The organism is Paenarthrobacter sp. TAF1, from assembly GCF_052113825.1.
GTDB lineage: Bacteria > Actinomycetota > Actinomycetes > Actinomycetales > Micrococcaceae > Arthrobacter > Arthrobacter nicotinovorans.
Map to the genome: position 1 here is coordinate 16,007 of NZ_JBFRDO010000022.1, position 26,998 is coordinate 43,004.

Consider the following 26,998-nt stretch of genomic DNA (forward strand, 5'->3'; position numbering starts at 1 on the left):
ACAATAGGCAGTAACGCCGTCACCACAAAGGAGTCAAAGATGGCAGCAGTACAAAAGGTCGGAATCGTCGGAGCGGGAGCTGCGGGACTGACCGCCGCCATCCTCCTCGCCGACGCGGGAGTCGACGTCGAGATTCTGGAGAAGGCCGCCGAGCCGCAGACGCTGGGTTCGGGCATCACCTTGCAGGGCAATGCCCTGAGGATTCTGCGCGAACTCGGCGTCTGGGAGCAGGTGAAAGCAAAGGGCTACGGCTTCAGCACGCTCGGACTTCGGGCTCCCAATCCCGATGGGACCGTCTTGGCTGTCCTCGAGGACATCAAAACCGGTGGCGACGACCTTCCGGCAACACTCGGAATGTACCGGCCGGACTTGACCGCCATCCTCCGGGACCGGACTCTGCAAGCCGGCGCCCGGATCAGTTATGGCAAAACAGTCACCGATATAACGGACGACGGCGGCCGCGTCACCGTCCGCACCAACGATAGCAGTACCTCGGACTATGACCTCCTGATCGGCGCCGATGGACTCCACTCCGCTGTCCGCAAGGCTATCGGCATCGACGTCGAACCCAAACCAACCGGCATGGGCATCTGGCGGGCCTTCGTCGAACGGCCTGAGGAAGTGGTCCGGACCGACCTCACCTACGGGGGGCCGTGTTTCATCGCCGGCTACTGCCCCACCGGACCTGACACCATCTACGCCTACCTCGTGGAGAAGGCCCAGGAACGCAAGCAGGAAGACGGTCCCAAGGTGATGGCCGAACTCGCCGCCGCCTACGGCGGCCCGTGGAACGAGATCCGCTCAAGCCTGGACCATGGCGCCCGAATCAACTACACGTGGTTCACCTCGCACCTCGTGGAGGGTCCTTGGAACCGTGGACGCACTGTGATCATCGGCGATGCAGCACACAGTTGTCCGCCCACTGTCGCCCAGGGTGCAGCCATGGCGTTGGAAGACGCCTCGGTACTTGCGGAGCTGTTGATCGCCGCAGACCACGTCACCGAGACACTCTGGAAGGAATTCGAGGACCGTCGCCTGGACAGGGCAACTGCGGTGGTGACAGCGTCCGTCCAGCTAGGCCAGTGGATGCTGGACGGCGTCCGCGATGCAGACGTCCCCGGCCTCATGRACTCGCTCTCCACCATGCTCAAGGAACCCGCATGAACAACTCCGCCAGCAATCAACACCCCACAGTGGATGTCCACGCGCACGTCCTGATACCTGCTCTCCAGCAGTTGGTAGCCGAGGAAGACCCGAAAGGATTCAGCGACCTCCAGGCACTGGAAGTTAAGCGAAACGGCCCGGAATCCATGGCCAAGTCCGGCCGCATGATCAAAGAACGCTGGCCACAGCTCACCGACCTGAAGCGTCGCCTGGCGGACATGGACGCCCAAGGAGTGGACGTGCAGCTGGTCTCGCCCTCGCCGTCGCACTTCTATTACTTTGCCGGCGAAAGGCTGTCCTTGGAGCTCGCCAAGCAAGCCAATGAGGCGGTTCGCAGTTTCGTGGACCGCGCACCCGAGCGACTCAACGGCCTCGGCCTCGTCCCCCTCCAGCACCCGCAGCACATGGTCGAAGCCCTGGAACATGYCGTACTCGAGTGTGGACTCCTAGGCGTGGAGATCGGCTCCTTTGCTGCCACGCCGGCAGACCCTGAACACAGCACCGTTGAACTCTCCGATCCACGGCTGGAAGCTTTCTGGAGCCGGGCTGTGGAGCTGGGCGCGATCGTATTCCTGCACCCGTTCGGCTGCTCCCTGGACGAACGACTGGACCGCTTCTACCTGGCCAACACCGTCTCCCAGCCCGCAGAGAACGCCGTCGCGCTGTCCCACGTGATTTTCAGCGGAGTCCTGGACAGGCACCCGGACCTCAAGATCCTCGCCGCGCACGGAGGTGGTTACCTGCCCACCACCATTGGCCGATCGGACCACGCTTGGAAGGTCCGCCCCGAGGCGCAGCGGTGCGCCGAACCGCCGTCGACGTATCTTCAGAGGATCTTCTTCGATTCCCTGGTGCATAGCCCCCGCGAGCTGCGCGCCCTCGTTGAGGTGGCAGGGCCCGGGCAAGTACTGCTCGGCTCGGATTACCCATTCGACATGGGCGCCGGGGATCCTGTTGAGGAAGTCCACGCAGCCGGGCTCCCCACGGCCGACGCCGCCAGAGTTCTTGCCGGCAATGCCGTGGCCCTCGGCATCACTGCCTCCGCAGCTCTCGCCGCCCGCCCCACAGCCTAAGGAAGAACACATGGTCAAGATCGCCCGTTGGACTTACGACGGCGGCACTCACGCTGGGTTCGTGGATGACGGCAGTTGCTTCGGGTTGCCGGAGGGACAAACCGTTAACGACTTGTTAGGTGCCGGTTTGGCAAGAACGCTGGAGATCGCCGCGGAAACTCTTCGCGGCGCACCTTCCGTCGCCCTCGTGGACGTACAGTTGCTGGCACCGCTGGAACCGGCCACCATCCGGGACTTCGTGGCCTTCGAGGAACACGTGGAGGGGGTCCGGAAAAGCATCGACGGCGTAGCGGGCGTGGTGGCCGAATGGTACGAGGCACCCACGTTCTACTTCACCAACCCCCACACGGTGACAGGCACAGGCGAGGTGATCGGCATTCCGGCGGGTTGCAGCGAACTGGACTTCGAAACCGAAGTAGCCGCCGTCGTCGGACATGTACCGGGCAGCGACGGCAGCAACCTGTCAGCGGCAGATGCCCACCGGCACATCTTCGGTTACACGGTCCTCAACGATTGGTCGGCGAGGGATCTCCAGCGTCGTGAAATGAAGGTCAGCCTGGGCCCCTGCAAAGGCAAGGACTTCGCAAATACCCTCGGACCCTGGATCGTCACTGCCGACGAGTTCGAACACCTCCATGACGACGAAGGCTTCCTGCCGATCTCCATGGCCGTTGAGGTCAATGGCGAACAGATTGGCCAGGATTTGCTGTCCAACATGGGCTGGCCGTTTGCAGAGCTCGTCGCTTATGCATCACAGGACTCAGTGGTGCGGCCCGGCGACGTTCTCGGGTCCGGAACCTGCGGCAGCGGCTGCCTCGCTGAACTCTGGGGACGTAACGGGTCCAAGACTCCCCAGCCGCTGAAAACCGGAGACGTTGTCCGGATGACCGTGGAAGGAATCGGAAGTATCGAAAATACCGTAGGCAATCGACGGCATGCCGTGACCCGGATAGCTGCGAAAGACCGTCCTCGCAACCGGGTTGCCGCTGCCTACAGCTCTGGGAGCTAGAGGTGATGTCCCTTCAGCTCGAGGGCCGGACAGTTGTGGTCACCGGCGCTGGCCAAGGGCAGGGCGCCGCCGAGGCAACGTTCCTGGCGCAGGCAGGAGCCCGTGTCATCGCTACCGATTTGGCGGCAGAAATACCGTCTCAGCTGGCCGACGTCGCGGAGACTGTGACCCACGCTCTCATCTACCGGCAGTTGGACGTCAGTGATCCCCTGGGCTGGTCAAGTCTCGCTGCATGGATCCGGTCCGAAGGGTGGTCGGTACACGGAATGGTGAACAATGCGGGTATCACCCAGCGCAGCAGGCTGCTGGATGTCTCGGTGGCTGACCTTCAGCGCGTTTACGAAGTAAATGTTGCCGGAGCCCTGCTTGGCATCCAAGCTCTCTCTCCGCTCATGGGCCATGGCTCAGCCATTGTCAACGTAGGCTCCGTGGCGGGCGTAACGGCACACTATCCGGTGGCATACACCGCCAGCAAATGGGCCCTTCGGGGACTATCGCACGTGGCGGCCATGGAACTTGGTCCACGTGGTATCCGTGTCAACACGGTACACCCAGGCTTTATCGAGACTCCCATGACAGCGGGGGCCAAACCGGAATTTCGAACGGCCACGCTGGCCGAAACCCCGTTAGGTCGCACAGGCACCGTGGACGAAGTAGCCGGCGTCGTGCTGTTCCTACTCAGCCCACTGTCGTCCTACGTAACGGGTGCCGAGATTCCCGTGGACGGCGGGCAGTCGGGCCACAGCGGTGCGAAGTCGGTCTCCGACGCCATGCGTTAGCTGGCAACACGGAGGACCAACCGCCGTCGCTGTTGTCGTGACAGCCGGTCCGCGGATCTTTCATCGCGGCGATGGTCAACTCACGGCGGCCCGAGCTGAGTCGAAGCGGGCGGTTCGGCCGTGACGAATTGGCCGCCATGGCTAGGACAACCCCTTACGACGTCGAGGTGCGAGTAGTCGGGTACCGTCGGCGATTTCAGTGTGGGGGGTGCTGACCCGCCGGAGGGCGTAGGGGCCCCGCAAGGTCGCATCGCGCTGCGGTGGGACCCGACAGACGACGAACTTAGAATGTCCTACGATCTCCCGCCAGGAGTGACGGCTGTCATTCGTGATCAGTCAGGAACTGATCACGAAGTTGTCGGGCCCTGCGTAAACGTCATGTACTCCTCGAGCACGGGAGGCCGCTTAGCGCAGCTTGCTTCGGAAACGCTGGTGTGAAGCGGGGGAACATGGGCCGGCGCGGCTAATGCCACCCTTGGCCGGCCGGATTATCGGCCCGCCAAGGGTGCACGTTTTAGGGAATCACTCATCGCAGTTTGCGGAAGAACCCGGTCGAACAGATTCTTCGGCGCTGGGCATCTTTGATCCGTCCCGAGCGATGGAGGATGTTGAGTCCATAAAGGCACGATACGTGAAGTTCCTGAACCGCACCTCGCCCTCACCGGCGGCAAACAGTGCCGGGCGCAGGCTGAGGAGCTCGTCGGCGGTATTCGTGTTGTAGCCCTCCACGTTGAAACGGAGTCCATGTCTGGTCCAGTCGCTTCCGTTCAGGCTGTAGTACTGGGTGACAATGTGGTTGTCGTTGACAATTCGCAGGTACATTTTCACGGAGGCGGGCGCGGGCTCACGCCAGTATGGAATGGCCCTGCCGGCGCGGTAGCTGGTCATATGACCGCCGTCGTGGCCCATGCCGCAGAACAGGCGGTCGCTGTAATACAGCAGCAGCCCGCCCTGGGCGCCGTCGCTGACTTCCATCTCCACCGTGACCTCGTAACGCCGATCGCCGACGATACACGTTAACGCCGAGCTGTCCGAAGGGCCCGATCCACGGGCTTGCAGAACCAGCCCGGCGTCAAAGGACGCCCGAAGATACTCGTCTTTGGACGGTGCCTGAAACGACCATTGAGTCCCCCAGCGCTCGGTGGAAAAATCATCGGATAACGGCGATCCATGGGGCTGATCGACTGCCAGCGAGGCGCCGGGCAGGGGGGCCGGGAGCGGCACGGAAAGGTCTCCCCCGCCTGCCCTCGGCCATCCGTCTTCGTCCCATTCGATGGGTTCCAAGAGCGTTTGTCGGCCGAGCGTGACGAACCCGTTCTCGTAGCCGTGATAGATGCTCCACCATTGACCGTTAGGGCCCTCGAACAAGGTGGCGTGGCCCTTGCTCCACCAAGGCTCAATCGCGTCCCATGTCCTGATGATGGGATTGCGGGGGCAGTCCTCCCACGGGCCATGAACGGAACGGGAGCGGGCGACGGTGACCATGTGCCCGGTGGGCGGACCGGAGGTGCCGCCCACCGCCGTCGTGAGATAAAACCATTCGCCCCGGCGGGTGAGCTTGGGCCCCTCCAGCGCGTAGGCTTCAACCACCCAGTCCTCAGGGTAGCGCCAGCCGTCGTAAGCGTGCTCCAGTGGTCCGCTTGTAGCTAGTCCGTCGTCTGTGAGCCGGACTCGGCTGATTCCACTGAGGAACAGGTAGCGGTTGCCGTCCTCTCCCACCACGTGTCCTGGATCGATGTGCCCTTCGATTCCCAGGTTGATCGGCTCGCTCCAAGGTCCCGCCATGTTCTCGGCGTGGATGACATAGGTCAGTACCGGCGCGGTTGGGTCCGGTGAGATGGCGGTGGGAATGATCGGTATGTAGATGAAGTACCGGCCGTCCACTTTGCACATGTCTACCGCAAACACGCAGCCGATGGGCGTGGGAAGGGCAGGGCCGAGCGGTTGCCAGTTCAAGAGATCCCGTGAGTGCCAGATGATGAGTCCTGGAGTGGACTCAAACGACGAGAAGGTCAGGTAGTAGTCGTCCCCGTCACGCAGGATGGCCGGATCGGGGTGGTCCCCCGCGAACACCGGGTTCAGGTACGTTCCATCGCCGAGATCGGACCGGCGGTGACCCTCCAGGCCCACAGCAGGTGGTGTCGTTTGGTGTGCCATTCATACAGTCTTTTCACTAGTGGAGATTACGGGCGGTGGTTGTAGACCAGGCTCAGTGGACCCAGCAAACCAGCCGGCAGGATTTCGGCTTGATCGTTGAACACTCTGGTCATAGGTGGGAAGAGCGTCCCGGAGCTACTGCGGGCTTCTGCAATCAGCCGGTTCCGCCACGGGTTTGTGACCCTGATTTCGATCCGGTTCGTCCCGGGCCTCAGCGCTTCGGTGGACACCCGGTATGGAGCAGTCCAGAGAATTCCTGCCTCCTCGCCGTTGACGATGACCCTTGCGACGTCAGCAACATCAGCGAATTGGACTGCGTGAGGGAATTCGGGGCCGTCAAGCTGGAACTCAACCACGTACGTGGCCGTTCCGGAGAAGTGCTCCGCCCCGATTCGGGAATCGGTCCAATAAGTGGCGTGCGTTAGCTGCACCGGATCAGAGCCGGGAATGGTGAGTGTCCATTCACCATCCGCTTCGGCAACCCGCTCCTTTTCGGGACGTGGATCCGCTTCGCCCCTGAGGATGAAGAGGGAACCGTAAGGGGGTAGCCGCACATCGAAGACTCCTTTTCCATCCGCGGGCGAGAGGGCGTGTTGTTGTAGTGTCACCGGATCCCAGGCAACGAACCCGCCGTCCATGTCCGGCAACGCCACGGAGGTGCGCAGCTCGTCGTTGACAGGGTTGGCAATGAAAAGCAGCGGCTGATCGTCGTCCACCCACCGGGCGATCCGCCGTACTCGGGAGTCCCCCACGAGCACAGAAGGAGGGAAATGCTCCCGCAGCACGGAGGCCAGATCTTTGGTGGCAAAAACCCTTCCGCTATTCGGGCTGTCCCAAACGAGGTTGCACAAACGTTCATGCTCGGTGTCCTCGTCAGACAAGGAGCGCTTTGACTCAGGACGAACCCCCACTACGGTCCCGCCATCCTGCACCAGTTTCAGGATGGCCTTGAGCGCTCGTGTGCTCATCCTGTGACTGGCACCGCCCAGGTAGAGCAGTTTGTATCGGGAGGCGCCTGCGCGCAGCTCCCCCGCCTGAGCGGTCAGAACGTCGCTCAAAGCGTCTGGTCCGATGTAGTCGTAATCGTAGTCAGCTGGAACGTCGTGGTTGAGAGCGTTGCCGAAAAGGGCGGTGACCGGAGCTTCTTCACCTATGAAGTAGGCGATATCCACCGCTGGACGGCCAAGGGAAAGAAGATGCGAGCATCGGGCTAAATAGTCCACCCACGGCTTGGCAGTGGACGCCAAGGTTTCGTTGCGGGTAAAGGTTTGGCCCAGCGAGGGTGCGAGTGCGATTCCGGGTGGTGGCACCTGGGTGGGTTGGTGCGGCGAAGTATGGATGCAGAAGCGTGTGACACCGAGTGCCAACTGGAGGTCAGCGACGTGCTTCAGGGACTTCGGCGAATCACTCCAGGGGTTTCGTCCTGAGGTGAAGGCTTCGGAGCCGGTATGGCTGCGCCCGTAGACATGTGCCACCGATGATGCGCCTTTCAGGTCCGCGACGTAGGTGGGGGTGGGCCCCGCCTCGGAGCTGAAAGTCCACATGGCCCCCATGGGCACGTCTGCATGCGAGCGCATGGCCAGATCGTCACCGAGCTGCGGTCTGCGGTCTTCCAAGGCCTCGGCGTAGTAGATAGCGCCACGCTGATGTGCTTGCTCGGACAGGGTGCCGTAGTAGGACTCTGCGAAGACTTCAGCGAGTGTGCGACGAAAATCGGCCAGGAAGAGATCGCTGGAGTAAGCGCCCTCCACCAGGAACCCGGCTGTGGTGAGCATCCACGGGATCATGTCGTACCCACGGAGCCGGAGGAAGCCGGCGTCAAGGTGATCCGTGATGTTCTGCATCCCGGCCTCAATGCTGTCGCTGAGCAGGCCGTCTAACGGCGCGTCGCCGAACTGCGCCAGGTGGGTTGAGATGTAGCGGCGGACTCTTTCGCTATCGAGTTTGTCTACTTCGAGTCCCGTTGCTTCCGGGAGCGCGGGGCCGTTGGTCTGTCCGGTAAGGGAAGATCCGAACCGGATGATTCGCCAGGTTCCCTCGGGAAGCGGGTTGGTGAGCCTTCCCTGTGAAAGCTGACTGCTGACGTTGAGGATGCTTTCCAGCGGTACTGCTGCGAATGCTGCGCCTGGGTCTGTATCAAGGTGGTCGTAGTCGAGTGCGGTGGCGAAACCACTCTTGGCTTCGCGGTGCGCGGGCATGCCGGATTCATAAAGGGCGAATCTACTGACGGCGTACTCGCTGAGCGGCCTAAATACCGGTGGTGGCACCACCCCTTTCTCGAACGCTTCGAGGACGGCAGATATCCCTTCCGCCTGCAGCAGTAATCGGAAGTGTGTCCCGGTCACCGCTGGGAAAGACATGGTCCGCGATGGGCATTGTGTGGCCGGCAGCGTGCAGACGGTGACGTAGTCGCCGTCGTCCCCCAGGACCTGCAAGGTGGCCGCGGCGGGCGGAGCCGCGCCGAAGCCGTGAGGGCCGGGCAGCTCTACGACGCAGGAGCGCACGGTCGCGGAAGTGGAAAAGGACTGTTCAATCCAGGCCACCGAGTGGTTGTCCGGGTCGCGGGCCAACCGGAAACCTTCGACGGCGGTTGCCTGGTTATCGGCGACCGCGTCAGTGGGCGAGTCGGAGGTGCGGACAAACGCGGGCACCAGAGCATCGTGGGCGCTGTGGAAAGGGATGGCCAGGGCGAAGAGGTCTTTGGCATCTCCCGAGCCTTCATGCGACTCAACTCCGGGGCCAGATCCCCATCTCGGGATGTCCTGGTACGGCCCCGCGACGTCCGGCAGATCGTTGAGCTGGGCCGGTTCGCCGCCTTCGACTACAGTCTGCGACCACACCAGCTTGCGCATGGCATCGGCCTTATCAACCCACGGAGCCCCCGAGGCACTCCAACCGGCCGATGTGGCAACAGTGAAGTCCAAGCCGAGCTCGTGGGCGGTAGTGACGGCAACGTCAATGGCTTCGCGCCACTGCTTGCTTCCGGGAATCACGGCTTCCTCCACCACGAGCGGGTTCCCCAGCGCCCCGTCGAAGGCCTGGACGCCCCGGACGCCCACTGCGTGGAGCCAGCGGAGGTCAGCGCGGATGCCTTCACGTTCTACGTTGCCGTCCATCCAGTGCCACCAAGCACGCGGCCGCGCCGAATCCGGGGCATCGACGAACTCACTCCAGGAAACTTCGCCCGATTGATGTTTTCCGGTCATCCCGTTCACGTGTGCATTCCGGATTCGCTCCGGGAAGGTGATGGGAGGGCCAGGCCGGCACCATAGGGGTAGAGCGGGTCTGCGGTGTCGTTGGGCACGTCAGGATGTGAGGCTTCGACGGCGGCCATGGAGCGCGGCAGCTCAATCGGCAACCGGCCTTTGGGCGGGATAGCGCCCGTTAAGGCGTCGAACAGGGCAGCGTCGGAGGCACCGAAGTTGGCGGTGATGGCCGAGGCAATGTCCACGAAGGGGGTCAGGATTCCTGCCCGTTCCAAGTAGACGTCCAGGATGACAGGGAGTTCTTCTGCCAGGGCCCTCACCCGCGCGATGTCCTCCTCCGGGAAGTCGAGGCTTCCCTGGTGCGTCATGGCGTCCAGGAAGTACTCGTTACGTGGTTCGTAGGGGACCGTGAGGCGGACCAGAGCCATGTCGGCATCCTTCGCGTCATCCACAAGGGCGACCCGATCCCCGACGACATCCGGGTTGACGCCTTCGACAAATACCCGGGTATCTGCCCGCAGCGGCAGCAACCCATCGTTCTTGAGGATCGTCACTGATTCCGCCTGGGCGCGGTGTCCGGCTTTGCGGAACGGCTCAGATCCCACCACCTCGTTGACCGCATCCGCGTCAACGTAAGGATTGTCGAAGAGCCCCAGCTCAAATTTGACCCGGAGGATTCTCAGCACCGAAGCATCCACTCTCTCCGGGGACAACCTGCCGCCGGACAGCAGCTCAAGCACCAACTCCGTGCAGGATTCGCCCCCAAGCTGGTCCACACCGGCGTCGAAGAGCTTCTCCACCCGCTCCAGCGGGCTGAGGTGCTCCACGCCCCACGCTTTGGCAGGGAAGGGCAGGCCGAAGACCTCAAGGTCCGTGACCAGCTGCCAGTCAGTGAGGATAACCCCCTCAAAGCCGAGCTGCCCGCGAAGAAGGGAGGTGATCAGATACTTGTTGTACGAAAAGCCCACCTCCTCCACTTCGGTACCGTCGATAACCAAGTCTTTCGCCAGTGAGTAGTAAGGCATGATCGCGCTGGTGCCGGCGGCGATCGCCTCCCGGAAGGGAGCCAGGTGCTCTTCGAAGTTGCCGCCGGGGTAGACCTGGGCCTTGCCCGAGGGGAAGTGCGGGTCCTCTCCGTCTTCCTGCGCGCCACCGCCCGGGAAGTGCTTGGCAGTGCAGGCGACGCTCGTGGAGGACAGCTTTTGGCCCTGCAGCCCTGCGATGAGCAGCGCACCGTACTCCGAGGCAACCGCAGGAATTGAACTGAAGCTCTGCAGTTGACGGGCCCAGCGGGGATCAGATGCCAGGTCAAGCTGTGGATGAAGGGCCGCGCGGAGTCCGACCGCGACGTACTCGCTCCTGGCCGTCTGTGCGAAGTCGCTGACGACCGCGGCCTCGCCGAGAGCGGCCAGGCCCATGGGCTCGGGCCACTGCGAGAACGAGCCGGCGGCAAAGGCCATTCCGTCATTTTGTGCGAAACCATGGCGGGGATCGGTGCCAAAGGTAATTGGGATCCCGTGCGGGGTGAGCTCGGCGAGTTCCTGCATGGCGTTCTGCCAGCTGGCCATGTGTTCCGCCGAAGGGAAGTGGCCAACGTTGAAGTGGTTGATGGACCTGCCCACCACAAAGTCGCGGGGAGTCTCGGGCCCGAAGGGGCTGGCGGCATCGTGGTCCCCCGGCTCACCGACGACCATGACCGTGTTGAACAGCAGTCCGACTTTTTCTTCCACCGACAAACGCGACAGGAGATCCGCGGCGCGCGTTGCTGCATCCAGCCGCGGATCTTCGTATGGATCCAGCACTCCGTTGCCGTTCAAATCGCGGTACTGGACGCCGTCTTCAGTGGTTGAAACAGATCGCCGCACGCGGCCTCCTTGTGTGATGGGTTTCATATAGTTTATCCGATGGCCGGTATAAGTTGCTAGACTTTTATTGTTTGGCGAGGCGAAGCTGGAGGATGATGGCACGTGGAAGTACCCGAACGGCTTCGCATTGCGGACTGGATTCATCACCACGGCACTGACGCGGTGGGCGACGGCATGCAGGAAGAGATCTGATGGCAATAGAGCGATACACCGGACTGGCATCCGTATTGGAAACCATCCGGTGGGAAGACGGCATAACCCAAGCCACCCTGACCGACCAGGTAGGCCTGGGCCGGAGCGTCGTTGCCGAGCGGGTTGCAGAACTCGAACAGATCGGGCTCATCCATTCCCCCGGCCGCGCCCCCTCTACAGGAGGCCGGACAGCAAAGCTCCTGTCCCTCAACGCCCAGGCGGGCTACGTGGTTGGCGTGGACATCGCATCAAATGAAATGGTCGTCAGCGCCTCGGACCTTGCCGGCGCCCTGCTCGGCACCCGCCACCGGGAACTATGCGACGTCGGCGAAGGGCCCGCCCGGATCCTGGACCAGGTCAACGTGATCATCCAGGAAGTGGTCAGGGAACAGGGCAACAACAACATGCTCGGAATCGGCGTAGGCCTCTCAGGGCCGGTCAATTTCGATACCGGCACCCCCGTTGGCGTGCCGGTCCTGCCCGGCTGGGACGACTACCCGGTGCGGGAAGAGTTCGCAGCGCGGTGGCCTGTTCCAGTATGGGTCGACAACCGCGTCAACCTCCTCGCCCTGGCTGAGATAGAGAGCAATCCGCGGGCCGCCAAGGCAAAGCACCTGCTTTATTTCGGAGCCGGAGCTGGAGTTGGAGCCGCCCTCATCACCGACAGCAGGCTCTACAGGGGCTCGCATGGACTGGCCGGCTCCATCGGGCACGTCGCCGTTCCCGAAGCCGGGGTAGTTGCCTGCAGGTGTGGACGCACAGGGTGCCTTGAAGCAGTCACCAGCGGGTGGGCGATCGAACGGGATGGCCTAATGCTGGCCGAAACCGGGCGCAGCCCCTACCTGGCGAAAGTGTTCAAGGAATCCGGGCGCGTTCGCGCCTACGACGTCACGCTGGCCGCCGAGCATGGGGACGCCGCGGCGACGGAACTGCTCAGCCGGACCGCTGCACTCCTTGGCAGCAGCCTCGCAACGCTTGTCAGCTTCTTCGCACCGCACATGCTGGTTGTGGGCGGTGGCATTGCCCGGGCGAAAGACATCGTGCTCAAGCCCATCCAGCAGGCGGTCCTGGAGCGACTGCCGTCAACGGGCGCACCTGACCTGATCGTGGAGTTGTCGGCAATCGACGAACAGGTGGGCGGGGTCGTCGGAGCAGCCCAGCTGGTGCTCGGGGAGCTCTTCTCCAAGCAAAACCTTCCCAGGCTCCTCGCCCGGCTGACCGAACCGCTGACGCGGTCCTTGGAGCAGGAGCAGGATCAGGACCAGGGCCCGGTCACCGAGGACCTGTCCGCCTAAGTCCGCTCATCGGAATAAGTCATTGACTTATTCCGGTGACCGGATTATCTTTGTAATAGACGCCACAAAGCGTCCACTGAGCAACATTGACCTCGACGGCGAGGGAGACCGGGATGAAGCACACCACCTGCATCCCGTGGCCCTGCGCCAGTACAGCATTCAAGGAATCCGCAGGATTTCCTGTGAAGCAAGGCGCCTTCCAGAGGCATTCCAGCCAGCATTTACCGCCATACCTATCCATCTCCGTTGCGTCGTTGCCGGAGACCAGTCGAATCCCTCGAAGCTGAGCTTTCGACGCCTTGTCTAGGAGAAACATGCGCAAATTAGTCGGCATTGCCGCCGTCACAGCCGTCATGGCGCTTACCGCCTGCACCGGCTCTTCACCTGGCGGTTCCGCCGCCCCCACCGAATTGGACATTGCAGCCATTGCGCCGCCCGAGTCCTTCTCTCCGGGCAACTTCGGAACCGGCCCCACCACCCAGTTCCTCCAGCCCGTCTACGACTCCCTCTTCCGGAACACCAACGAGGGAGAACCGGCCGAGAACATCGTGACCAAATGGTCTTACGATGACACCCGGACCAAGCTCTCACTCACCATCAGGGAAGGCGTCAAATTCACCGATGGCACACCCCTGGATGCGGCTGCAGTCAAAGCCAACCTGGACTCGGCCCGCAAGGGGACGGGCGAAGCCGGCGGCCAGCTGCGCTTCATCCAGGAGGTAACCGTCACCGACGCCACCAACCTCATGGTCACCCTCTCCGCTCCGGACCCCTCGCTCGTACCGAACCTGGGCGGAACCGCCGGTGTCCTTGCCAGCCCCAAAGCCTTGGGAACACCGGCGCTGGACACCACTCCCATCGGTTCCGGCCCATACATCCTGGACGCAGCAAAATCCCAGACCGGCATCAAGTACGTCTACACGCGAAACGCTGACTACTGGAACGCCAAAGACTTCCCGTTCGACACCGTCGAAGTCACGGTCTTCAACGACAACAACGCAATCCTCAACGCGCTGCGCGCCGGTGAAGCAGACTTCGCCGTAGTGACGGATAAGGATTCAAACAGCCTCAAGTCCGCAGGCCTGAATATCCAGACCAGCCCCGCCTACACCACCAGCGGCCTCTACTTGTTCGACCGCAAGGGTTCCCTGGTCCCTGCGCTCGCCGAGCCGAAGGTCCGCCAGGCGATCAACATGGCCCTGGATCGCGACGCCATCCACGCGAAGGTCTTTGGCGGTAAGGGCAAGGCCACCAGCCAGGTCTTCAGCTCCACTAGTAATGCCTTCATTCCTGAGCTGGATAAGAAATACCCCTTTGACGTCAACGCCGCGAAGAAGCTCCTGGCCGACGCCGGCTATGCGAACGGCTTCACGCTGCCGATGCCGGATGTATCCCCCGTCTACCCCGACCAGCAAGCAGCCGTGACCGAAGCACTGACCGCCATCGGCGTCACACCGCAGTACCAGCCTGTGAACGGCCAGACCTTCATCTCCGATCTCCTGGCAGGAAAGTACCCCGCCGCAATCTTCGGACTCAACAGCCCGCGTCCGTGGGATTTCGCGCAGATCGCGCTCACGCCTGAATCATTGTGGAACCCGTTCCACGTCTCCGACCCCACCGTGGTTGACCTGATCAACAAGGCCCAGGGCGAAACCGGCGACGCACAGACCGAAACGTTCCGGAAACTGAACACCTACCTGGTGGACCAGGCCTGGTTTGCGCCGTACATCCAGTCTGACAACGTCTTCGCAAGCAACGCTGAGATCACTGTCACGCCGCAGCGCTATTCCACGCTGCCGCCGCTCTGGGGCTTCACAGCCTCGAAGAAGTAGCAGGTGGGCGGCCGGACCATCCCGGGCCGGCCTCCCCTACCCATCCCTCATCTTCCCTAAGCCCAAGGAGCTGCCGTGCTGATGTTTATCCTTCGCCGCCTGGCCTCAGGACTGGTGCTCATGTTCGTTATATCCACTGCGACGTTCTTCCTCTTGAACCTCACGGGGCAGGACCCTGTTCGCCAGGTGCTGGGGCCTGTTGCTTCGGCCGAACAAGTGGAGGCCAAGCGCCAACAACTGGGCCTGGATGAACCGTTGATCACCCAATACTTCCAGTGGCTCGGATCGGCCGTGCGCGGAGACTTGGGCCGGTCATGGTTCACCAACCAGCCCGTAGGGGAATTGCTTTCCCAAACACTCCCTCCCACCCTGTCCATGGTGATCGGATCACTGATCCTCGCCGCCTGTTTCGGAACGTTGATCGGGGTTACCGCGGCGTTGCGCCGGGGCCGCCTGGATCGCGGCCTCCAGGTGGCGTCCACCCTGGTCCAGGCAATTCCCGGCTTCCTGGTAGCACTGGTCCTGGCTTTGGTTTTCGCTGTTCAACTTCGCCTGCTGCCGGCCACGGGGTTCACGGCCTTCACCGACTCCCCCGGCAAGTGGCTGGCCTCCATCACGCTCCCGGTCATCGCGCTGGCGTTGGGTTCCCTGGCCTCTATTGCCCTGCAAGTCCGTGGATCGATGATCGATGTCATGCAGCAGGACTTTGTCCGGACACTTCGCAGCCGGGGCCTCCCCGAGAGAAGCGTCGTGGTCAAGCATGCCTTGCGCAGCGCAGCGGGTCCGAGCCTCACCACCGTGTCCCTGATGTTCATCGTCGCCATCTCCAGTTCGGTGATCATTGAGAAAGTTTTCAACATCCCCGGAATCGGCACCCAGGCCAACAACTCTGCCGGCCGCGGCGACCTTCCCGTAGTGCTCGGGATCGTCCTGTTCACGGTGGTGCTGGTGGTCGTCGTCAATCTTCTCGTCGATCTGGCGCAAGGCTGGATCAATCCGAAAGTTCGTGTCTCATGACCGATAACCTTGTCACCGGCACCCGAAAGTCGCTGGAAGTGGTCGGCTCCGCACCCCAGGCCGACAACCTGTTCAAGAAGTTCCTTCGTGAACCTGCCGCAGTGATTTCACTGGTGTTCCTGGTCCTGCTGGCCGTGGTTGCGGTCCTCGCACCGTTGATCTCCTCCTACGACCCCACCGCCACGCGCCTCGCTGATGTGCTCGCGCCCCCTTTCACTCCCGAGCATCCGCTGGGCGCTGATGGTGTGGGCCGCGACGTTCTGGCAAACCTCGTGTACGGCGCCCAGACCAGCCTTTTGAGTGCCGCGATCGTCATCGCCGTGAGCTTGCTGATCGGCGTACCCACCGGGCTCCTGGCAGGTTACCGCCAGGGATGGATCGACGGCGTCAGCATGTGGATCAGTGGCGCGCTCCTCTCCCTGCCGGCCATCGTGGTGCTCCTGGTGGTGCTGGCCCGAGTTGGACGCAGTACCTCACTGGCGCTGGTGGTGTTCGGCATACTGATCGCCCCCTCTGTGTTCCTTCTGATCCGTGGCTCGGTCCGGGCCGTACGGGAAGAGCTGTACGTGGACGCTGCCCGGGTCTCCGGGCTGAGCGACATCCGCATCATGGTCCGCCACATCCTTCCGGTGGTCATCACGCCCACCATCATCCAGGCGGCCCTGTTGGCAGGTGCCGGCATCGGAATCGAAGCAGGCATTGCCTTCCTTGGCCTTGGCTCCTCCGACAAAGCCAGTTGGGGCCTGATGCTCAATGACGCATCACAGAACATCTTCAACGCTCCCTGGTTGCTGCTCTGGCCAAGTGTCGCACTGGTGTTGACCGTCATGGCCTGCACCCTGGTGGGCAACGGCTTCCGCGACGCCCTGGCGAATTACGGCTCTTCGGCCGGCYGCGCCAAGACGGCAAAGACGTCAAAGACCGCCAAACGCACCGCTTCCACTCCGGAACCGGCACGGCCGCTGGAAAAGGCAACCGTGGACCCGGGAGACACGCTCCTGGTCATCAACGACCTCCGGGTTTCCTATCCCCGCCCCAACGGTGGGAAGGCCGACGTCGTCAAGGGCATTTCCTTGAGGGTGGAGCGCGGCCAGATCCTTGGCCTGGTGGGAGAGTCCGGTTCGGGCAAATCGCAAACTGCCTTCTCGGTCCTCGGGCTCCTGCCCGGACAAGCCGAAATGACTGCGGGAACCTTGAGTTTCGCCGGAGCGGACCTGCTGGGGATGACTCCGAAGGAGCGCAACCGCCTGCGCGGCGCCCGGATCGGCTACATTCCCCAGGAACCGATGAGCAACCTCGATCCCGCCTTCCGCATAGGGTCCCAGCTCACCGAGCCAATGCAGCACCACCTGGGCATTTCGGCGAAGGCCGCCAAGGACGAAGCCCTCAAGCTCCTCGCCCGCGTTGGCATTCCCGATCCCGAGCGCGTCTTCAAGTCCTACCCGCATCAAGTCTCCGGCGGAATGGCGCAGCGGGTGCTCATCGCAGGAGCTGTGTCCTGCAATCCGGAGCTCCTGATCGCCGACGAACCCACCACCGCACTGGATGTCACAGTCCAGGCGGACGTGCTGGACCTCATCCGCAGCCTCCAGGCAGAACGCGGCATGGGCGTGGTCCTGGTGACGCACAACTTCGGTGTGGTAGCCGATCTCTGCGACCAAGTGGCCGTGATGCGCAACGGAGAAATCGTGGAGGTAGCCGCAGTCAATGACCTGTTCGCGAACCCCCGGGAAGAGTACACGCGCCTCCTCCTGGACTCTGCGCTCGATTCGACGTCGGACACTCCGGGCCACCACCCCATCGACCCAGGCCTGACCGCCGAGACAGAAGGTGCACGATGACTTCCGTCAACCAAACCCCAACCCTCGCAGAGCCCCTCCTGCGGATCACTGACCTGACAGTGGACTACAAGGTGGGCGGGTTCGGCCGCAAACGCACATTCCGGGCCCTGCAAGGGGTAAGCCTGGACATCAAGCCCGGCGAAACCCTGGGGCTGGTGGGCGAGTCCGGCTCGGGCAAATCAACAATCGGCCGTGCCGTGCTGGGCCTGGCTCCCGTGAGCGGTGGGGACATCCATTTCGATGGCAGGTCCATCACCAAGCTCAACAAGAAGGAACGCCGGGCCCTGAGCAGCGATATCCAGGTGGTGTTCCAGGATCCCTACACCTCCCTGAACCCTTCAATGACCATCAGCGACATCTTGTCGGAGCCCATGCAGGTATCGGGCACCTCCAGGGTTGATGCCCAACGGCGGGTCCGGGAACTCCTGGATGTGGTGAATCTGCCCTCAAACGCCAGCACCCGCTACCCCCGGGAGTTCTCCGGTGGCCAGCGGCAACGCATCGCAATTGCCCGGTCCTTGTGCCGAAATCCCAAGCTCATTGTGTGTGATGAGCCCGTCAGCGCACTTGACCTGTCCACCCAGGCGCGGGTCCTCCAACTGTTCGCCGACATACAAGAGCAGACCGGTGTTTCGCTCCTGTTCGTCACGCACGACCTCGACGTGGTGCGGCACATCAGCCAGCGCGTCGCGGTGATGCGACGCGGAGAAATTGTGGAGGCCGGAGCCACGGACCACGTTATTGCCCAGCCGGACCACGCTTACACCAAGGCCCTCCTTCTCGCCTCGCCCATCGCCAACCCGGCCCGCCAAGCCGAGCGTCGTCGGGAACGGCGCCTGTTTCTCGACACTCAGCCCGCACTTTCCGCAAATGCCGGCTGAGTAATCCCCCAAGGGCCCTGGCGCCCTCCCTTCTACAAACTCCCGGAGAACAGCATGACCACCACAGCAGTACCTTCAGCGCGCCCTTATCCAGCCCGCGTCGACGTCGCAATCATCGGAAGCGGCCCCGCCGGTGCAACGTATGCACGCATCCTTTCCGAACTCAGCCCCGAGGCATCCATTGCCATCTTCGAGGCCGGTCCAACCATCAGCGATCCCCCCGGTTCGCACGTGAAGAACATCGCAAGCGTGGAGGACCGCGAAGCCGCCCAGCGCCGTTCGGAAGGAAAAGTCAGTGCCGTGCCAACAGGAGGGGACCTCGCTGAGTATGCCCGCGATGTTGCCCGGCCGGTGCGGCCAGGCACTTTCCTCCTCGACGACGGTTGGCAGCAGCCGGGCGAGGCCGGACTGCCAGGCCTTGCCTTCTCCAGCAATGTTGGCGGCATGGCAGCGCACTGGACCGGAGCATGCCCCCGCCCCGGTGGAAGCGAGCGCATCGCCTTCCTCCCGGACATGGATGAGCTCCTGACGGAGGCAGAACGCCTGCTCTCCGTGAGTGCTGAGGCCTTGGCTGACGCTCCGCTGGCCGACCTCGTCCGCTCGCGGTTGTCCGCAGCGCTCGACGGCGGCCGGGCACCCGGGCGTCAAGTCCAGCCCATGCCGCTGGCGGTCCGCCGCACCGATGACGGCCGGTTCATCTGGTCCGGAGCGGACGTGGTGTTCGGCGACGAAACGCGAAACAATCCTCGGGCACAGTTGTTCGACGAAAGCGTTGTCGTCCGGGTGCTGACCGCCGGGAACGAGGTCAGCGGCGTACGGGTGCGTGACGACAAGACCGGAGACGAGCACGAAATTGCGGCCCGGTACATCGTGGTTGCCGCCGATGCCCTGCGCGGCCCGCAGCTGCTGTTCGCCTCCGGTATCCGCCCGGAAGCACTGGGCCGTTACCTCAATGACCAGCCGCAGATTGTCCACGCTGTCCGGCTGACCGGCGTCGGGGACGATACTCCCGCGGCCTCCTCACGCGACACCACCATCACTGCCCAGAGCGGTGTCAGCTGGGTGCCCTTCACCGATGAGCGGCCCTTCCATGGGCAGGTCATGCAGCTCGATGCCTCGCCGGTGCCGATCTCAGGTGATGTCATCCCTGGTTCGATCGTGGGGCTTGGATGGTTCTGCGCCAAGGACCTTCAGGCCTCCGATCGCGTTGAGTTTTCCGAAGACACCACGGACGCATATGGGCTGCCGGCGATGAACATCCATTACACCTTCACCGAACGTGATGAGCAGACGCTGTCTGCTGCGCGCGACTCGGTTGTTGCCGCCGCGCGGTCCCTGGGAGAGCCGCTCGGGGAAGAACCGCTCACGTTCCCTGCCGGGGCCTCTCTGCATTACCAAGGCACCTTGCGCATGGGCACCACCAACGACGGAACTGCCGTTTGCGATCCCACCGGGCAGGTCTGGGATGTCAGGGGCTTGTTCGTTGCCGGCAACGGTGTCATTCCGACCCCCACGGCCTGCAACCCCACCTTGACCGGTGTGGCCCTGGCAGTCGCCGGCGCACGCCATATTGCTGAATCAATCAACACCACGTCAACAGAGAAGTGAGGAAAACATGGTCCTCGAACGAGAACTGATCCAAAGCCGGGGCTTTCGCAACGTCCAGGAAGGAACGGACACGGTGGGCTTCGAAATAGCCCTGCGCATGCCCAATTACCGGGGCGTCTGGGGAAGCCTCATCGACGGCGTGGCTGTCACCGTAGACGGCCAGGAATGGAGCCGGGAAGTACCGCGCTGGACACTCCAGGGACGAACTTTCAGCATCCAGGAACTGCGCCGGTCCACCGATGTCCGCTGGCAGCTCGATGAACTGGCCACCGTCATGGTGCCGCTCGCAGGCGGCCTGGCCGTAGGTGTCCACGATGTGCGCGTTGATATCGCGCTGCACGCACCCTACATTCCAGCTGAATTCCAACCGTCAATTTTCACGTCCCAGCGAAAGGTCACGGTCCTCGCATGAGCAACCTCAAGTACGGCGTCTCCCTCTACAGCTACACCGGCGATATGAACACCGTCCTCACCCTCGAAGACGCCATGGCACAAATAGCTGACATTGGCGCCACCGGGATCGAGATCCTGGGCGAAGGTCACGTGCCCAACTATCCGGAACCGTCCACCGCGTGGATTGACCAATGGTTCGGGCTGCTCGAAAAATACCAGCTGGAGCCTACCAATTACGGGTCCTGGATCGATTCCAGCATGTGGCGCCACCGCGACCTCACAGCTGATGAGGGTGCTGTGATGCTTGCCCGCGATCTCCGGCTGGCCCATCGTCTCGGATTCACCTCGGTCCGCCCCAAGATCGGTGTGGTGTCCATGGACCTGCGCCCCCATCCGATCTGGGAAGAGGTGATCGAACGCAACCTGGACCTGGCAGCCGAGCTGGACCTCATCATTTGCCCGGAAATCCATGCGCCCACTCCCATCAAGCACCCGGTGGTGGACGAGTACATCGCCTTCATCGAGCGGACCGGGTCCAAGAACTTCCGCCTGCTGATCGATACCGGCATCTTCCAAAGGGCAATCACCACCGCCAAGCATGACGGCCTCAGCGAAGAAGCCCAGGAGGAAGGCTGGCGCAAACCCCTCGCCGTCCCGATGTCGGACCTGGTGGATGTCCTCCCCTACGTGTCGTTCATCCAGGCGAAATTCTTCGACATTGACGAGAACCTCGTTGACGGCCAGATACCGTGGCAGGAGATCGTTCAAACCTTGAAGGACAACGAATGGTCGGGCTACCTGTCCAGCGAGTATGAAGGTGACCGCCTGCCGTACCGTTCCATCGAACAGGTGCGCCGGCAGCATGCCCTTCTCCGCCAATTGGACGCCGGAATCGCCGGGGCGCCGTGACCGGAGTCCGCAACAGCACCAGCACCAGCGTCAAAAGGCTCCCGATCTCCGCCACACGCCTCCGGCTCCTCATGGCAGCGCTCCTGGCGGTGTCGTTCCTTGGAGCACTGGATCACACCATCGTTTCGACGTCATTGGCCACTGTTGCCGGAGAGCTTGGAGCCCTCCAGCACATGAGCTGGGTGGTGGTGGGCTATACGCTGGCCAGCACTGTCCTGCTCCCGGTGCTCGGAGGGCTGGGCGATCGGGTCGGCCCGCGGCTTGTCTTCCTGGCTGCGCTGGCCGGCTTTGTTGCTGCGTCGTTCCTTTGTGGCTTCGCGCATGACATGACGCAGCTGGTTGCGGCCCGGGTGTTCCAAGGCATGAGCGCCGCCGGCCTCCAACTGATGTCGCAGACGATCGTTGCCGAGGTCACCACGCCGAGGCAACGCCCGCAGTACCTCTCACTCATTGGAGCCGCTTTTCCGGTGGCAATTCTGATCGGGCCGCTCCTGGGAGGCCTGATCACGGACAACTGGGGGTGGCCCTGGGTCTTCTGGATCAATGTCCCGGTGGGGTTGGCCGCGCTTGTCCTGGCGGTCATCGCCGTTCCGCACATCGAACCGGCAGGCAAAAAACGGTTCGACGGCGTTGGCGCACTTTTGCTCACAGCTGTCCTTGTGGCGGTGGTTCTGGCAGTTGCGTGGTTCAGCTCGTCAAACTCCTCGGCATGGATCGCCGTGGGTGCCGGCGCCGCGGCGCTGGCCGGCCTGATCGCCGTCGAGCGTGGCCAACGCAACCCGATCATCCCGGTCCGCCTGTTCCGCAACCGTACGTTCAGTGCGGGTGTGGGTCTCTCGGCTGTCATGGGTGCCGGGCTCATCTCGGCCACGGCGTACCTGCCAACATATTTCCAGATGGCTTATGGCGTCAGTGCCACCATTTCAGGGTTGGTTCCCATCGCCACCGTGCTTGGCATGTTGGTGGGCAACCTTCTGACCGGTTGGCTGGCATCGCGGACGGGCCGCTACCGCGTCTTTCCGCTGGTCGGGACAATAATGGGAGCGCTCGGGCTCGGGGCCATGTCCTTGCTCCCGGCGGGCGTCCCGCTATGGGTTCCGGCGTCGATCATGGCGTTCGTCGGCCTCGGCACAGGAGCGTTCATGAGCCTCGCCATAGCAATCGTGCAAAGTGCTGCACCACGCAGTGAACTCGGCACCGCAACCGCCACTGCCGGGCTGAGCGGCCAGATTGGGTCCACCATAGGCTCTGCCGTAGTAGGCGGAGTGGTGGGGTTCGGCGTCGCCTCCCTCCTGCCAGCCGGGCTTGATTCCCACACCCTCACGCCTGCTTTGGTCCACGCCRCCAACCCCGTGCTGCAGGCAGAGATCGCGTCGATCTACCACGACGTGTTTTCTCCCGTGTTCCTTGCACTGGCCGGCGTCTACATTCTCGGCTTCATCGCAGCGTTGTTGCTGCCCGATGGACGCCTTTCGGATGAAGCCGCGATCCCCGCGGACGAGGCTGACGGTCTGGCCGACCCTGCCAATCTGGCCCTGCAAGGAAAGGATTGACGTGCCCGGGAACAACATCGTGAGATGGGGGCTCGCCGGCACCGGAACCATTGCCCGTGAATTCGCGCAGACCCTTGCTGAAGTCCCCTCTGCCATCCTCGCTGCGGCAGCGTCCCGAACTGCCGCGGCCTCAGGGAAGTTCTGTTCCGAATTCGACGTCCCGAAGCAGCACCTGTCCTTTCAGGACCTCGCCCATGACCCCGCCATTGATGCGGTGTACGTTTCCACCCCTGCAGGATTGCATCACGAGCATGCCAGGCAATTCCTGGAGGCGGGCAAACACGTCCTAGTGGAGAAGCCGTTTACCGCCACCCATGCGCCGAAGCCCTCGATCTGGCCCGAACCGCCAAGCGATCCGGGACAGTGCTGATGGAGGCCATGTGGTCCCGGTTCCTGCCTGCCTACGTTGAGCTGAAGCGGCTGGTGGACGGTGGTGCAATCGGAGAGGTGCGGAAGGTTGAAGCGTCCTTCGGTTTCCCGATTCCGGAGGCGGGGCCGCGGGCACGGCCACAGTTGTATGACGCCGCATTGGGCGGCGGAAGCCTGCTGGAGATGGGCGTTTACCCTGTGCAACTGTCGCACTGGCTCTTGGGCGATGAACCTGCCGTGGCCGCGTTCGGCCGCAGCAGCAGCGGGGTGGACCTGGACACGACGGCGCTTCTGTCCTTTAGTGACGGCGCAACCGGATACATCAGCTCGTCAATGTCCACAGTGCTTCCCAACAACGCGCGGATACTAGGGACCGAAGGCATCATTGAACTGCCGGCCCCGCACCATTGCCCCAACGAGCTGACTGTTGCACGTTACAACCCCTGGGGGCCGGGACTTCAGCAGTCACACGTGATTCAGGCGCCCATTGTTGGCGGCGGGCTCAGATACGAAATTCTCGAGTTCCACGCGCTGCTCGAGTCGGGCAGCCCGCAGAGTTCCGTGATGCCTCTGAGCGACTCCCTGGCCGTCATGCGCACACTGGACCTCATCAGGCACCAGATCCACAATCCTTCTGCATAAGACACCGGAAACCCGGCACACTTCAAACACGCTAAACAAGCATTAAGGACAGATACCATGCAACACCAGAACCTCCCGCGACTCGAGCGGACAGGCGGCCACGTCCGTCTCATTGTTGAGGAGACGCCGTTTCTTTGTATCGGGGGTGAACTGCATAATTCGAGTGCGTCCCATCGGAGCTACATGTCGCCCATCTGGAACAAGTTGGCAACGTCAGGGGTCAACACGGTGATCGCTCCTGTGTCCTGGGAGCAAACAGAAACGGTGGAGGGGCAACTCGACTTCTCTATCGTGGACGGGTTGGTAGAGGACGCCCGGTCCACCGGAGTCCGTCTGGTACTGATCTGGTTCGGGGCGTTCAAGAACGCTTTCTCCACGTATGCACCCGGTTGGGTTCGCGCTGACCGTGAACGTTTCCCGCGCGCGGACAGGGGCGCCAAACCGTTCAAGACCCCGTTCTCGTATCCCGGATCCATGCCGCGCCCGAGCCTGTCCGTCTTCTCTGAAAACCTCTTTGAAGCGGACCGAACCGCCTACACTGCCCTGCTGAGGCATCTGGCCATGATCGATCACGACCATACAGTCATCATGGTTCAGGTTGAAAACGAGGTTGGATTGCTGGGTGCAGGAAGGGACCACAGCGCCCTGGCCGAGGCCGCTTGGAATGCACCGCTCCCTGAGAAACTCATTGCTGCGATTTCCCACACTCCGGAATCCTTTGACCAGGAGTTTGTGCAGGCCCTTGGCTCGAGTCCGGACCGCAGCAAAAGCTGGGCGGACCACTTCGGGGATGACAACCCCGTTGCTGAGGAGACGTTCATGGCCTGGGGATTTGCATCCTTTGTCGGAGGTTTGGCGGCTGCCGGAAAGGAAGTCTTACCGCTCCCCACGTACGCAAACGCCTGGATCGGCCCGCAACGGGGGCAAGACCTGCCCGGCCAGTACCCAAGCGGCGGACCGACGGCCCGAATGGTCCCGGTGTGGCGTGCCGCGGCGCCCGCCATCGACTTCCTGGCGCCGGACATCTACGTTCCCAACTCGGCCGAAGTCATGCGGCAATACGCCTCCGATTCCAATCCCTTGTTCATCCCTGAAGCTCGTTTCCGAGCTGGAGATGCGTTCTTGGCCATTGGCGGTTTTGGAGGATTCGGCTACAACGTCTTCGGTGTGGAAGAAGGCAGGGAAGGTAACCAGTTCAGCGCCGCCTGCTCCATTATCACTTCCCTTACTCAAGAGATAGTGGATGCCCAGCGCGACGGCCGAATTTTTGGTTTCGCCCTTGACCCGAATGAGGATTCCATCAGCACGGAACTGACGGGTACCGCAATTACTGTTCGAAATTCCAGGAAGCTCCTCGAAGGAATGCTCTTGGACGCAGGTGTTCGTGTTCCCCCGGCGCCCGAACTCCTGGAAGAAACGGTTGCTGCTACCCATGGTCCTACCCCAGGCGATGCCCGTCCCTTTGGAATGGTCCTGGCCATCAATCCCCATGAGTTCATCGTGGTGGGCCAAGGAGCCCAGGTGGACTTCCAAAAGCTCGGCTGTGAGGTTGAGCTGGATTCAGTGAGGGAGCTGGTGGTGACCGATGCCGGGTTACGGGAAGGACGATTCCTCAACGGAGACGAACGACTTGAGATCCTTTCAGACAAACACATCACAGCCGTGAGGGTCCGCATCCTCACAACCATTAGCTAGGAACAACCAGCTCGCAGTAAAGAACCCCCGGAATGTCTTCGAACCATCCCGGCAGGGCCCTTCTCAAATCGATTTGTCCGGGCTTCCCTGCCGGCTGAAGCCAGCCACAGTTCGTCGGCAGCCGAACACGGCAGTCGCCTGCGGTGCTGGTCGTACGGGACGGATCGACGTTGCCAGCCGGTAGCTGCAAAGGAAGGAAATTCATGAAGACAGAACCATCAGGAAATCAGCACGAAAGCCCATTGGGGGTTGCTGCCATTGGCTATGCCTTCATGGGGAAGGCCCATTCGAATGCGTGGCGGAACGTGGCCAGTTTCTTCGATGTCCCGGCCTTCGAGCAGAAAGTGCTCGTGGGCCGCGACGCCACCCAGGTGGCCGAGGCAGCAGCCAAGTACGGCTGGGCAGAGTCCGCCACCGACTGGCGTTCCGTGATTGAACGCGACGACATCCACATCATCGATATCTGCGCGCCGGGCTGGATGCACGCCGAAATCGCCATCGCCGCCCTTGAAGCGGGCAAGCACGTGTTGGTGGAGAAGCCGCTGGCCAACACATTGTGTGAGGCCGAATTGATGGTGGCCGCAGCCGCCTCCGCGCGGGCCAACGGGGTCCAGTCCATGATCGGCTTCAACTACCGCCGCGTCCCTGCCCTGGCACTGGCCCGGGAGTTGATTGCGGAAGGACGCCTCGGGACTATCAGGCACGTCCGTGCCGCCTATCTGCAGGACTGGCTCTCCGACGCCGAGTCCCCCATGACTTGGCGCCTCCGCAAGGAAACTGCCGGTTCCGGCGCGCTGGGCGACATCGCTTCCCACGCCATCGACCAAATCCAGTACCTGACCGGACAGACCATCCTCGAGGCATCGGGGGTGCTGAAAACGTTCGTGTCTCAGCGGCCCGGTCCGGGCGGTCTAGAAAACGTCACTGTGGACGACGCGGTATGGGCAACGTTCTGGCTTACCGGTGACATGGGCGCCTCGGTCGAAGCATCCCGCGTCGCGACCGGCCAGAAGAACTCCCTCAAACTCGAAATATACGGCACCGCAGGTGCTCTGACCTTCGACCTGGAGAATCTGAACGAACTGAACTTCCTGGACGCTACCGTGCCGGTCCGCGAGCAGGGCTTCCGGCGGATCCTGGTCAATGAACCCGAACACCCCTACCTCGAAGCCTGGTGGCCGCAGGGCCACATCATCGGCTGGGAACGCACCTTCACGCACCAGATCCGCGACTTCCTCACCGCCATCGCGGCCGGTGAGGCCCCGTCGCCGTCGTTCGAAGACGGGCTGCAGGTCCAACGCGTCTTGGCCGCCGTGGAAGCGTCCGCCAAGAACAAAAGCGTCATTACCAACGTCGAGCACACATCACTCACTATTGAAGGAGTCTGACCATGTCCCGTCCGTACACCCTGTTCACCGGCCAGTGGGCCGACCTCCCCTTCGAGGAAGTCGCGCGCCTTGCCTCGGGCTGGGGCTACGACGGCCTGGAAATCGCCGTCTCCGGAGACCACCTGGACGC

The 26,998-nt window shown here is 62.7% G+C and carries 21 protein-coding genes and 1 pseudogene; 18 read left to right on the top strand and 4 right to left on the bottom strand.

Going from position 1 to position 26,998, the window contains the following annotated elements:
• Nucleotides 1-39 precede the first annotated feature (39 nt).
• The 4 genes from AB4Y81_RS19235 to AB4Y81_RS19250 are packed head-to-tail and all read left to right on the top strand — an operon-like array spanning nt 40 to nt 4,025.
• Entirely contained in the window at nt 40-1,164 is a 1,125-nt protein-coding gene (locus tag AB4Y81_RS19235; RefSeq protein ID WP_441996566.1) for an FAD-dependent monooxygenase, read from the top strand.
• On the top strand, nt 1,161-2,237 hold the full coding sequence (locus AB4Y81_RS19240) for an amidohydrolase family protein (RefSeq protein ID WP_441996568.1): 1,077 nt from the start codon (nt 1,161-1,163) through the stop codon (nt 2,235-2,237). Before AB4Y81_RS19235 ends, AB4Y81_RS19240 begins: the two co-directional genes overlap by 4 nt.
• A 10-nt stretch (nt 2,238-2,247) precedes the next feature.
• Complete coding sequence (locus AB4Y81_RS19245) at nt 2,248-3,246, top strand: fumarylacetoacetate hydrolase family protein (RefSeq protein ID WP_434326591.1); 999 nt, start codon at nt 2,248-2,250, stop codon at nt 3,244-3,246.
• 2 nt (nt 3,247-3,248) lie between these two features.
• Entirely contained in the window at nt 3,249-4,025 is a 777-nt protein-coding gene (locus AB4Y81_RS19250) for an SDR family NAD(P)-dependent oxidoreductase (RefSeq protein ID WP_434326590.1), read from the top strand.
• 522 nt (nt 4,026-4,547) lie between these two features.
• Here AB4Y81_RS19250 and AB4Y81_RS19255 read toward each other — a convergent pair.
• Genes AB4Y81_RS19255 through AB4Y81_RS19265 form a run of 3 tightly spaced genes read right to left on the bottom strand, consistent with a single transcriptional unit; the run spans nt 4,548 to nt 11,253 of the window.
• Entirely contained in the window at nt 4,548-6,182 is a 1,635-nt protein-coding gene (locus AB4Y81_RS19255; protein ID WP_441996570.1) for a family 43 glycosylhydrolase, read from the bottom strand.
• Nucleotides 6,183-6,208: 26 nt separating this feature from the next.
• Nucleotides 6,209-9,388: a glycosyl hydrolase gene (locus AB4Y81_RS19260; RefSeq protein WP_434328300.1), complete on the bottom strand. Its 3,180-nt coding sequence runs from the start codon at nt 9,386-9,388 to the stop codon at nt 6,209-6,211.
• 5 nt (nt 9,389-9,393) lie between these two features.
• The gene (locus AB4Y81_RS19265) at nt 9,394-11,253 is read right to left on the bottom strand and encodes a glycoside hydrolase family 3 protein (RefSeq protein ID WP_434326588.1); all 1,860 of its coding nucleotides are present in this window, start codon (nt 11,251-11,253) and stop codon (nt 9,394-9,396) included.
• Between the two features lie 191 nt (nt 11,254-11,444).
• On the opposite strand from AB4Y81_RS19265, the gene AB4Y81_RS19270 reads away from it, so the two are divergent.
• Nucleotides 11,445-12,740 (top strand): ROK family transcriptional regulator, encoded by a 1,296-nt coding sequence (locus AB4Y81_RS19270; RefSeq protein WP_434326587.1) that lies wholly within the window; start codon nt 11,445-11,447, stop codon nt 12,738-12,740.
• Nucleotides 12,741-12,759: 19 nt separating this feature from the next.
• Here AB4Y81_RS19270 and AB4Y81_RS19275 read toward each other — a convergent pair whose 3' ends face one another.
• A complete protein-coding gene (locus AB4Y81_RS19275; RefSeq protein ID WP_026542122.1) occupies nt 12,760-13,056 on the bottom strand; it encodes a hypothetical protein in 297 nt (98 codons plus the stop codon).
• On the opposite strand from AB4Y81_RS19275, the gene AB4Y81_RS19280 reads away from it, so the two are divergent.
• The 13 genes and pseudogenes from AB4Y81_RS19280 to AB4Y81_RS19340 form a co-directional block, all read left to right on the top strand.
• The gene (locus tag AB4Y81_RS19280) at nt 13,055-14,572 is read left to right on the top strand and encodes an ABC transporter substrate-binding protein (RefSeq protein WP_434326585.1); all 1,518 of its coding nucleotides are present in this window, start codon (nt 13,055-13,057) and stop codon (nt 14,570-14,572) included. The genes AB4Y81_RS19275 and AB4Y81_RS19280 overlap by 2 nt on opposite strands.
• Nucleotides 14,573-14,653: 81 nt before the next feature.
• A complete protein-coding gene (locus AB4Y81_RS19285; RefSeq protein WP_434328299.1) occupies nt 14,654-15,589 on the top strand; it encodes an ABC transporter permease in 936 nt (311 codons plus the stop codon).
• The gene (locus tag AB4Y81_RS19290) at nt 15,586-17,430 is read left to right on the top strand and encodes a dipeptide/oligopeptide/nickel ABC transporter permease/ATP-binding protein (protein ID WP_441996574.1); all 1,845 of its coding nucleotides are present in this window, start codon (nt 15,586-15,588) and stop codon (nt 17,428-17,430) included. The genes AB4Y81_RS19285 and AB4Y81_RS19290 overlap by 4 nt, the downstream gene beginning before the upstream one ends.
• Nucleotides 17,427-18,311, top strand: a complete 885-nt coding sequence (locus AB4Y81_RS19295) for an ATP-binding cassette domain-containing protein (protein ID WP_434326583.1) — start codon at nt 17,427-17,429, stop codon at nt 18,309-18,311. Before AB4Y81_RS19290 ends, AB4Y81_RS19295 begins: the two co-directional genes overlap by 4 nt.
• A gap of 54 nt (nt 18,312-18,365) precedes the next feature.
• Nucleotides 18,366-19,919: a GMC oxidoreductase gene (locus tag AB4Y81_RS19300; protein ID WP_434326582.1), complete on the top strand. Its 1,554-nt coding sequence runs from the start codon at nt 18,366-18,368 to the stop codon at nt 19,917-19,919.
• Between the two features lie 7 nt (nt 19,920-19,926).
• Nucleotides 19,927-20,331, top strand: a complete 405-nt coding sequence (locus AB4Y81_RS19305) for a C-glycoside deglycosidase beta subunit domain-containing protein (RefSeq protein ID WP_026547425.1) — start codon at nt 19,927-19,929, stop codon at nt 20,329-20,331.
• Complete coding sequence (locus tag AB4Y81_RS19310) at nt 20,328-21,221, top strand: sugar phosphate isomerase/epimerase family protein (RefSeq protein ID WP_434326581.1); 894 nt, start codon at nt 20,328-20,330, stop codon at nt 21,219-21,221. Before AB4Y81_RS19305 ends, AB4Y81_RS19310 begins: the two co-directional genes overlap by 4 nt.
• The gene (locus AB4Y81_RS19315; protein ID WP_441996576.1) at nt 21,218-22,774 is read left to right on the top strand and encodes an MDR family MFS transporter; all 1,557 of its coding nucleotides are present in this window, start codon (nt 21,218-21,220) and stop codon (nt 22,772-22,774) included. Before AB4Y81_RS19310 ends, AB4Y81_RS19315 begins: the two co-directional genes overlap by 4 nt.
• A 1-nt stretch (nt 22,775) precedes the next feature.
• Nucleotides 22,776-23,144: a Gfo/Idh/MocA family protein gene (locus AB4Y81_RS19320; protein WP_434326579.1), complete on the top strand. Its 369-nt coding sequence runs from the start codon at nt 22,776-22,778 to the stop codon at nt 23,142-23,144.
• Entirely contained in the window at nt 23,144-23,785 is a 642-nt protein-coding gene (locus AB4Y81_RS19325) for a Gfo/Idh/MocA family protein (protein ID WP_434326578.1), read from the top strand. Before AB4Y81_RS19320 ends, AB4Y81_RS19325 begins: the two co-directional genes overlap by 1 nt.
• 183 nt (nt 23,786-23,968) lie before the next feature.
• A complete protein-coding gene (locus tag AB4Y81_RS19330; RefSeq protein ID WP_434326577.1) occupies nt 23,969-25,480 on the top strand; it encodes a DUF5597 domain-containing protein in 1,512 nt (503 codons plus the stop codon).
• A 203-nt stretch (nt 25,481-25,683) separates the two neighbouring features.
• Complete coding sequence (locus AB4Y81_RS19335; RefSeq protein ID WP_434326576.1) at nt 25,684-26,868, top strand: Gfo/Idh/MocA family protein; 1,185 nt, start codon at nt 25,684-25,686, stop codon at nt 26,866-26,868.
• A gap of 2 nt (nt 26,869-26,870) precedes the next feature.
• Nucleotides 26,871-26,998 (top strand): annotated as a pseudogene (locus AB4Y81_RS19340) (sugar phosphate isomerase/epimerase); the annotation flags it as partial.

Coding starts and splice junctions, on each gene's coding strand:
- AB4Y81_RS19325 (WP_434326578.1), top strand. CDS start 23,144: ATGGAGGCCATGTGGTCCCGGTTCCTGCCTGCCTACGTTGAGCTGAAG.
- AB4Y81_RS19275 (WP_026542122.1), bottom strand. CDS start 13,056: ATGTTTCTCCTAGACAAGGCGTCGAAAGCTCAGCTTCGAGGGATTCGA.
- AB4Y81_RS19330 (WP_434326577.1), top strand. CDS start 23,969: ATGTCGCCCATCTGGAACAAGTTGGCAACGTCAGGGGTCAACACGGTG.
- AB4Y81_RS19300 (WP_434326582.1), top strand. CDS start 18,366: ATGACCACCACAGCAGTACCTTCAGCGCGCCCTTATCCAGCCCGCGTC.
- AB4Y81_RS19305 (WP_026547425.1), top strand. CDS start 19,927: ATGGTCCTCGAACGAGAACTGATCCAAAGCCGGGGCTTTCGCAACGTC.
- AB4Y81_RS19270 (WP_434326587.1), top strand. CDS start 11,445: ATGGCAATAGAGCGATACACCGGACTGGCATCCGTATTGGAAACCATC.
- AB4Y81_RS19335 (WP_434326576.1), top strand. CDS start 25,684: ATGAAGACAGAACCATCAGGAAATCAGCACGAAAGCCCATTGGGGGTT.
- AB4Y81_RS19245 (WP_434326591.1), top strand. CDS start 2,248: ATGGTCAAGATCGCCCGTTGGACTTACGACGGCGGCACTCACGCTGGG.
- AB4Y81_RS19255 (WP_441996570.1), bottom strand. CDS start 6,182: ATGGCACACCAAACGACACCACCTGCTGTGGGCCTGGAGGGTCACCGC.
- AB4Y81_RS19310 (WP_434326581.1), top strand. CDS start 20,328: ATGAGCAACCTCAAGTACGGCGTCTCCCTCTACAGCTACACCGGCGAT.
- AB4Y81_RS19285 (WP_434328299.1), top strand. CDS start 14,654: ATGTTTATCCTTCGCCGCCTGGCCTCAGGACTGGTGCTCATGTTCGTT.
- AB4Y81_RS19260 (WP_434328300.1), bottom strand. CDS start 9,388: ATGACCGGAAAACATCAATCGGGCGAAGTTTCCTGGAGTGAGTTCGTC.
- AB4Y81_RS19295 (WP_434326583.1), top strand. CDS start 17,427: ATGACTTCCGTCAACCAAACCCCAACCCTCGCAGAGCCCCTCCTGCGG.
- AB4Y81_RS19280 (WP_434326585.1), top strand. CDS start 13,055: ATGCGCAAATTAGTCGGCATTGCCGCCGTCACAGCCGTCATGGCGCTT.